General features: G+C 63.7%; 7 protein-coding genes. 5 read left to right on the forward strand and 2 right to left on the reverse strand.

Annotation, left to right across the window (positions count from 1 at the left end; all coding sequences use genetic code 11):
* Positions 1-648, forward strand: coding sequence for an MlaC/ttg2D family ABC transporter substrate-binding protein (locus ACXAJT_RS27200; protein WP_475242048.1), 648 nt, complete (start codon positions 1-3; stop codon positions 646-648).
* A 147-nt stretch (positions 649-795) separates the two neighbouring features.
* Here the strand turns inward: ACXAJT_RS27200 and ACXAJT_RS27205 are convergent, their stop codons facing one another.
* On the reverse strand, positions 796-1,095 hold the full coding sequence (locus ACXAJT_RS27205; RefSeq protein WP_475242051.1) for a hypothetical protein: 300 nt from the start codon (positions 1,093-1,095) through the stop codon (positions 796-798).
* Between the two features lie 231 nt (positions 1,096-1,326).
* Here ACXAJT_RS27205 and clpB point away from each other — a divergent pair, with 231 nt between their 5' ends.
* Positions 1,327-3,942 (forward strand): ATP-dependent chaperone ClpB, encoded by a 2,616-nt coding sequence (gene clpB / locus ACXAJT_RS27210; protein ID WP_475242053.1) that lies wholly within the window; start codon positions 1,327-1,329, stop codon positions 3,940-3,942.
* Between the two features lie 157 nt (positions 3,943-4,099).
* On the opposite strand, the gene ACXAJT_RS27215 is transcribed toward clpB, so the two are convergent.
* On the reverse strand, positions 4,100-4,585 hold the full coding sequence (locus ACXAJT_RS27215) for a fasciclin domain-containing protein (protein ID WP_475242056.1): 486 nt from the start codon (positions 4,583-4,585) through the stop codon (positions 4,100-4,102).
* Positions 4,586-4,938: 353 nt separating this feature from the next.
* Here ACXAJT_RS27215 and ACXAJT_RS27220 point away from each other — a divergent pair, with 353 nt between their 5' ends.
* From ACXAJT_RS27220 to msrQ, 3 genes are all read left to right on the forward strand, one after another.
* Positions 4,939-6,432: an FMN-binding glutamate synthase family protein gene (locus ACXAJT_RS27220; RefSeq protein WP_475242058.1), complete on the forward strand. Its 1,494-nt coding sequence runs from the start codon at positions 4,939-4,941 to the stop codon at positions 6,430-6,432.
* 70 nt (positions 6,433-6,502) lie between these two features.
* A complete protein-coding gene (msrP, locus tag ACXAJT_RS27225; RefSeq protein ID WP_475242061.1) occupies positions 6,503-7,405 on the forward strand; it encodes a protein-methionine-sulfoxide reductase catalytic subunit MsrP in 903 nt (300 codons plus the stop codon).
* 3 nt (positions 7,406-7,408) lie between these two features.
* Positions 7,409-8,029 carry a protein-methionine-sulfoxide reductase heme-binding subunit MsrQ gene (msrQ, locus tag ACXAJT_RS27230; RefSeq protein ID WP_475242063.1) on the forward strand — a complete coding sequence of 207 codons (621 nt, stop codon included), beginning with the start codon at positions 7,409-7,411 and terminating at the stop codon, positions 8,027-8,029.
* Positions 8,030-8,545: the final 516 nt, after the last annotated feature.

Raw genomic sequence — 8,545 nt, forward strand, 5'->3', positions numbered from 1 at the left:
CTGCGGCCCTGGGGGGGGGGGGGGGGGGGGGAGAAAAAAGAAAAAAAAAAAAAAAAAAAAAAAGAAAACCACAGAAAAAAAAAGAAAAAAACAAGCACAAGCCAAAAAAACAAAAAAAAAAAAAAACAAACAACCCCCACCCCCCCCCCGGCCGAGCAACTGGTCGAAGGATTGGTCGGCGATGTGAACGGGGTGATCGCCTCGGGCGCGTCCGAAACGGCGATGATCGCGGAGTTCGAACGCATCTTCGCGCGCTACGGCGACATGCCCTATATCGCGGCCTACGCGATGGGCGCGGACGGACGCCGCGCCACCGGCCCTCAGAAAAAGGCCTTCACCGCCGCCTTCCAAGGCTATGCCGCGCGCAAATACGGCAAGCAGTTCCGCAAGTTCGTCGGCAGCGAGATCGCGGTGGCGGGCACGCGCAAGGTGAAGAACGCCTATCAGGTGGCGACGGTGGCCAAGCTGCGCGGGCAGTCGCCCTTCGAGGTGACCTTCTTCGTCGGCGAAAAGTCCGGGCGGTTCTACAACATGTATGTGGAGGGCGTGAACATGCTGCTGACCGAACGCACCGAAATCGGTGCCATGCTTGACCGGCGCCGGGGCGATATCGACGCGATGATCGCGGACCTGCGCAAAGCGGGCTGACAGGGCGCATTGAACACAGGGCGCATTGAACAGATTGCATTGAACAGAGTGCATTGACCGGAGTTCTTTGGCTCCCGGGTCCGGCACAGTGGTCTGCCTTTAAACGCCCGGACTCCGCACCTGCGCACAACAGGCCGGTCTTGCGCTTCAGCGGCTGCCCCGGGTGCGCATGGGCAGCGTTCGGGCGAAGGTCAGCCGCTGCGCGCCGCCGCGATATTCGGGCATACGCAGCAGCTGACGTATCGCCGTGATAAGGGCGCGACGTGGGTCGCGCGGGGTGGCCAGCAGCGACACCCGCAGCCGGCCCCCGCGAGAGATCAGCGAGACGCTGCCGGAACGCGGGCTGGTGATATCGGGATCGGCGCCATCGCACGGCAGTGGCCCGGCTTTGCGCGGGCCATCATCCATAGGCTCAAAACCGTCGAATTCGATACGGTCGACATGCATTTCTTGCATCCTTTCGCGGCGCGGGGTCATGCTCTGACCACCAGTCTGCAGCAAAGATGTTAAACATCGGTGTCAGGCCGCAGAGATGGGGCGCGTGCCGCGTTTTTTCCGCGCGGATGTTCTTGAACCGTTCATGCCCGCGCCCATCTTTATACCGAGGCCCGATACCGCCCCGTGCTGCCGAGCAGGCGGGGCAATTCCCAGACGGGCGCTTGTGGAAGGAGAGACGTGATGAACTTGGAGAAGTTCACTGAAAGGTCGCGTGGGTTCATTCAAGCCGCGCAAACCATTGCTATGCGGGAAGGCCATCAACGGCTGGTTCCCGAACATCTGCTGAAGGCCCTGATGGACGATGATCAGGGGCTGGCCAGCAACCTGATCACCCGGGCCGGCGGCGCGCCGCAGCGGGTGGTGGAAACCCTCGATCAGAAACTCGCGAAACAGCCGAAGGTCTCGGGCGACGCCGGTCAGGTGTATCTCGATCAGGCCACCGGGCGCGTGCTCGACGAGGCCGAGAAGATCGCGAAGAAGGCGGGCGACAGCTTTGTTCCCGTCGAGCGGGTCCTCATGGCCCTCGCCATCGAGCGCAGCGGTGCCAAGGAGGCGCTGGAGGCTGGCGCGGTCACGCCGCAGAAGCTGAACGAGGCGATCAACGACATCCGCAAGGGCCGCACGGCGGACAGCGCCAATGCCGAAGAGGGCTATGACGCCCTCAAGAAGTATGCGCGCGATCTGACCGAGGCCGCCGAACAGGGCAAGATCGACCCGATCATCGGCCGCGACGATGAAATTCGCCGCTCGATGCAGGTGCTGTCGCGCCGCACCAAGAACAACCCGGTGCTGATCGGTGAGCCCGGCGTGGGTAAAACCGCGATCGCCGAAGGTCTCGCGCTGCGCATCGTCAATGGCGACGTGCCCGAAAGCCTGCGTAACAAGCGGCTGATGGCGCTCGACATGGGCGCGCTGATTGCCGGTGCCAAATACCGCGGTGAGTTCGAGGAGCGGCTGAAGGCCATCCTGAAAGAGATCGAGAGCGCTGCTGGCGAGATCATCCTCTTCATCGACGAGATGCACACGCTTGTCGGCGCGGGCAAGGCGGACGGGGCGATGGACGCCTCGAACCTGCTGAAACCGGCACTGGCACGGGGTGAATTGCATTGCGTCGGCGCCACCACGCTTGATGAGTACCGCAAGCACGTCGAGAAAGACCCGGCGCTGGCCCGGCGCTTCCAGCCGGTGATGGTGCAGGAGCCGACGGTCGAGGACACCATCTCGATCCTGCGCGGCATCAAGGAAAAATACGAGCTGCACCACGGTGTGCGGATCTCGGACAGCGCCCTTGTTTCTGCAGCGACGCTCTCGCACCGCTACATCACTGACCGTTTCCTGCCCGACAAGGCGATCGACCTCATGGATGAGGCCGCCAGCCGCCTGCGCATGGAAGTGGACAGCAAGCCCGAAGAGCTTGACCAGATCGACCGCAACATCCTGCAGATGCAGATCGAGGTCGAGGCGCTCAAGCTCGAGGATGATGCTGCGTCCAAGGACCGGCTCGAGAAGCTCGAGAAGGAACTGGCCGAGCAGGAAGAGCGCTCTGCCGAGATGACCGCCAAGTGGCAGGCCGAACGCGACAAGCTGGCCTCGGCGCGGGACGTCAAGGAACAGCTTGACCGGATGCGCGCCGATCTCGAGATCGCCAAGCGCGAGGGCAACTTCGCCAAGGCCGGTGAACTGCAGTACGGCAAGATCCCCGAGCTCGAGAAACAGCTTGAGCAGGCCGAGAACGCCGAAAGCGACGTCATGGTCGAAGAGGCCGTGCGTCCCGAGCAGATCGCCGAGGTGGTCGAACGCTGGACGGGCATCCCGACCTCGAAAATGCTCGAGGGCGAGCGCGAGAAGCTCCTGCGCATGGAGGACGGGCTGCACAAGCGGGTCGTCGGCCAGAGCCAGGCGGTGCGCGCCGTGGCCAACGCGGTGCGCCGGGCACGGGCCGGTCTCAACGATGAGAACCGTCCGCTGGGCTCGTTCCTGTTCCTCGGGCCGACCGGCGTGGGTAAAACCGAGCTGACCAAGGCCGTGGCCGAGTTCCTCTTTGACGACGACAGTGCGATGGTTCGCATCGACATGTCCGAGTTCATGGAGAAACATGCGGTCGCCCGTCTGATCGGCGCCCCTCCGGGCTACGTCGGCTATGACGAGGGCGGTGTGCTGACCGAGGCCGTGCGGCGGCGCCCCTATCAGGTGGTGCTGTTCGACGAGGTCGAGAAAGCGCACCCGGATGTGTTCAACGTGCTGCTGCAGGTGCTCGATGATGGCGTGCTGACCGATGGTCAGGGCCGGACCGTGGACTTCAAGCAAACGCTGATCGTGCTGACCTCCAACCTCGGCTCGCAGGCGCTGAGCCAGTTGCCCGAGGGCTCCGACAGCGCGGCCGCCAAGCGTGACGTGATGGATGCGGTGCGGGCGCACTTCCGGCCCGAGTTCCTCAACCGCCTCGACGAGACGATCATCTTCGATCGGCTCAAGCGCGAGGACATGGACGGCATCGTGGAGATCCAGCTTGCCCGGCTGCTCAAGCGTCTGGCGAACCGCAAGGTCAATCTCACACTGGATGAGGACGCCAAGAAGTGGCTGGCCGAAGAAGGCTATGATCCGGTCTTCGGGGCGCGTCCGCTCAAGCGGGTGATTCAGCGCGCGCTGCAGGATCCGCTGGCCGAGATGATCCTCGGCGGCGACATCCACGATGGCGACACGGTGCCGGTGAGCGCCGGCGCCGACGGGTTGATCCTTGGCGACCGCATCGGCGCCAGCAACCGGCCCCGCCCGGACGACGCCGTGGTGCACTGAGCGGCGCCTCATATAAATGAAACGACAAGGCCCGCCTCTCTGGCGGGCCTTTTCATGGCGGGGTGCTGCCAAAAGGTGAAGGGGCGCGGCTCTGCCGCCACGCCCCTTCGCTGAAGCCGCAGGCGCCGACGGGGATGTGCCGGCGCTGCAAGGGGGATTACTGCGGCATCAGCACGCCGTCGATGACGTGGATCACGCCATTCGACGCTTCGATATCGGCCTGCGTGACGCTCACGCCGTCCACGGTCACCCCGTCCGAGGTCATGATCTCGAGGCTGCCGCCCTGCACCGTCTCGGCCATCATGCCGTCCTCGAGGTCCGAGGACATCACCTTGCCGGGCACCACGTGGTAGGTGAGGATGTCGGTCAGCTTGCCCTTGTTCTCCTCCATCAGCAGCTCGTCCACGGTGCCCTCGGGCAGCGCGCCGAAAGCGTCATCGGTGGGGGCAAATACGGTGAACGGGCCGTCGCCGGTCAGCGTATCGACCAGACCGGCGGCCTCGGCGGCGGCAAGGAGGGTCGAGAAGCTGCCCGCGTCCTGCGCGGTCTCGACGATGTTGGCGCCCATGTGGTCATCGGCCAGCGCTGTACCGGCGGTCAGAGCAGCGGTCGCGGTCAGGGCAATGGAAGTCATGCGGATCATTGTGATGTCCTCCGTCATCAAGTGAATGTACCAGGGAATACGGAGGCGTTTCTGAACCGGATCATCTTGAAACTTTCGTGAGCCCACCTTGCCGAGACGCCGAACAAAGCTAACGCAACTGTGCAAACCGGCCAAATTCGGGCCTGTCCATCGAGGCCGCGTGACATCATGTCAGCGCATCGTGAGCGCTTGGCCCGAGCTGTCGCTCTGATCTGTGCGCAGCTGCGGCGCTAACATCCGGCAGGGGCCAAGACCCGCGTCTTTCCGGCCTTGCCGCCGTGACACGGGCTTGTAACCATGCCGGGCGAGAAACACCTCATCCGACACCAACACACGAATACGCAGGGGAAATTATGGGCGCGGCAATGTATATCCTGCAGGTCCTGGCGCTGGGCTTTCTGGTGGTCATCGGGCTTGCGGTGCTGGCGGTGGTCTTGCTGTATCTGATCGACACCACCCAGACCGGCGACGCGATCCGCCGCAACTACCCGGTGATCGGCCGCTTCCGCGGCTGGTTCACCAAACTGGGCGAATTCTTCCGGCAGTACTTCTTTGCCATGGACCGCGAAGAGATGCCCTTCAACCGGGCGCAGCGCGACTGGGTCTATCACGCCACCAAGGGCAAGGATAACACCGTCGCCTTCGGCTCGACCCGCAACCTCAACATTCCCGGCACGCCGATCTTCGTCAACGCGGTCTTCCCGCCGCTCGACGATCAGTTCTCGACCACCGAGCCGATGGTGATCGGGCCGACCGCCACCATCCCTTATGTGGCGCGCTCGATCTTCAACATCTCTGGCATGAGCTACGGCGCGATCTCGCGCCCGGCGGTCGAGGCGCTCAGCCGCGGTGCTGCGGCGGCGGGCGTCTGGCTCAATACCGGCGAGGGCGGGCTGGCGCCGTTTCACGAGCTGGGCGCCTGCGATCTGGTCTATCAGATCGGCACCGCCAAGTTCGGCATCCGCGACGAGAACGGCAATATCGACGACGAAAAGCTGGCGGCGGTCGGGGCTAAGCCGCAGGTCAAGATGTTCGAGCTGAAGCTGGCGCAGGGCGCCAAGCCCGGCAAGGGCGGCATCCTGCCCGGTGAAAAGGTCAACGAAGAGATCGCGGCGATCCGCGGCCTCAAGGTCGGCCAGCCGGGCATCTCTCCCAACCGTCACCGCGAGATCGACACCTTCGAGGACCTGCTCGACATGATCGTGCATATCCGCAAGGTCTCGGGCAAGCCGGTGGGTTTCAAGACGGTGATCGGTTCGTCCGACGAGTGGGAGCGGATGTTCCAGCTGATCGGCGAACGCGGCCCGGAGAGCGCGCCCGACTTCATCACCATCGACGGCGGCGAGGGCGGCACCGGGGCCGCGCCGATGCCATTGATCGACCTCGTCGGCATGCCGATCCGCGAGGCGCTGCCGCGCATCGTCGATCTGCGTGACCGCTACGGTCTCAAGGAACGCATCCGCATCGTCGCCGCTGGCAAGCTGGTGAACCCGGCCGATGTGGCGTGGGCGATTTGTCTCGGCGCAGACTTCGTCACCTCGGCGCGCGGCTTCATGTTCTCGATGGGCTGCATCCAGGCGCTGAAGTGCAACCGCAACACCTGCCCGACCGGCATCACCACCCACGACCCGCGGCTGCAGAAAGGCCTCGTGGTCGAGGACAAATACATGAAGGTCGCCAATTACGCGAAGGCCATCATCAAGGAGGTCGAGACCATCGCCCATTCGGTCGGCGTGTCCGAGCCGCGGCAGATGCGCCGCCGCCACGTGCGCATCGTGCAGGCCGACGGCAGTTCGATCCCCTTCTCCAAGCTGCGCCCAAGTTACAGAGGAGACACCGCAACGTGAGATCGCTTGGTTTGGTGGATCGGCGGAGTGCCGCTACCTTGGCATAAACCTAAGCGAAGGAGGACGATCCATGGCGTTCCGCTGGAAAGGCGATCTCAAGGACCATCATGTCACCGACGAGGCGCTCTGGCTGAACCGCCGGCAGATCATCGGCGGGGTAGGGGGGCTGGCACTGGCCGGTCTCGCAGGCCGCGCCCGCGCGGCGGAAGGGCTTGAGCCCAACAGCTGGGAAGAGATCACCAGCTACAACAACTACTATGAGTTCGGCACCGACAAGGGCGACCCCAAGAAATACGCCGATGCGCTGACCACCGAGCCGTGGTCGGTCACCATCGACGGCATGGTCGACAAGCCCGGCACCTACGCGCTCGAAGACATTCTCTCGCAGATGACCATCGAAGAGCGCATCTACCGTTTCCGCTGTGTCGAGGCGTGGTCGATGGTGGTGCCGTGGAACGGGTTTGAGCTTGCCGATCTGCTCAACATGGCAGGTGTACAGTCGGGCGCGAAATATGTCGCCTTTGAAACCGTCTTGCGCCCGGACGAGATGCGCGGCGTGTCTTACCCGGTGCTCGACTGGCCCTACGTCGAGGGGCTGCGGCTCGACGAGGCGATGAACCCGCTCACGCTGCTGGCCACCGGCATCTATGGCCGCGACATCCCCAACCAGAACGGCGCGCCACTGCGCCTGGTGGTGCCGTGGAAATACGGCTTCAAGTCGATCAAGTCGATCGTCCGCGTCACGCTCACCGACAGCGAACCGCCGACCTCGTGGAACAAGGCCAACGCGCGTGAGTACGGCTTTTACTCCAATGTGAACCCGGAGGTGGATCACCCGCGCTGGTCGCAGGCGACCGAACGGCCCATCGGCGGCGGCTTCTTTGCCAAGCGCCAGCCGACCCTGATGTTCAACGGCTACGGCGAGGAGGTGGCCTCGCTCTATGAGGGCATGGACCTGTCGGAGTACTTCTGAGCCATGATCGACTGGATCAATCGCCAGAGCCGCCGCATTCCGCCGTGGCTCCTCTATGTCCTCGCGCCGCTGCCGCCGGCGTGGTTCCTCTATCAGGGGTTCACCGGCGCGCTCGGGGTCGAGCCCATTCGCGAACTCGAGCACAAGCTGGGCGAACTGGGTCTGCAGATCCTGCTGCTGGTTCTGGCAATCACTCCGCTGCGGCGCTTCGCGGGGCTCAATCTCCTGCGCTTTCGCCGTGCGCTGGGTTTGATCTCCTTCTTCTACATCGCGCTGCATCTGCTGGTCTGGCTGGTGCTCGATGTGCAGATCCCCTCGCAGATCTGGGCCGACATCGTGAAGCGTCCGTATATCACCGTCGGGATGCTGGGCTTTGCGCTGATGATCCCGCTGGCGCTGACCTCCAACAACGCCTCGGTCCGCAAACTTGGCCGCGCGTGGCGCAAGCTCCACTGGCTGACCTATCCGGCAGTGGTTCTGGGCGGCGTGCACTTCGTGCTTCTGCGCAAGGGCTTCCAGATCGAACCCCTGCTCTATCTTGGCGTCGCGCTGCTGCTGCTGGCTCTGAGGCTGAAGAAACGCAGCTTCGCGCGTCTGGGATTAATGCGGGCTGAGCGAGGTTAGAGGCGCTTCGGTTGGCCCGCGCCGCCATCTGCATGCATTGTGCATAGCATGTGCATGCGATGTGCCCCCCGGATTCCCCCCTGACTCGGGTCGAGTCTTCCGCCGCTTTGCACCTCCTTGTTGATAAGTCTGTGGGCAGCGCAATATCTTGTCCCCGCGCTGTGCGTCTGCCGCTGGGGCAGGGGGCTCTGGTGCGCGAACCCGCAAAAAATTCACCCGCTAAGGCTTTGTTTTCATGCGTCTTCTGATGAATTTCGTAAAAACTTCACGGGTCTTTCGAAAAACCGCTTGCGGGTCCGGGCGGGTATCCGTAAAAGCCCTCTCACCGGCGGCGCTGAGGCGCTGATCGGGACGCCAGACGGGGCGGCGGCGAGGCGGTAAGCTGAGCCAGCGCAGACGAGGCAACGGAATTCGAGAGGCAGACAGGCGGGCGCGCCGCAAGTTAGGGCGCAACGGTCTGGTTTTTGTCTCTCACGCTCTTTGACATCGCAGATATCTGAAGAGATATGCGGGCGG

This window comes from Salipiger sp. ABF4_146 (assembly GCF_056161345.1).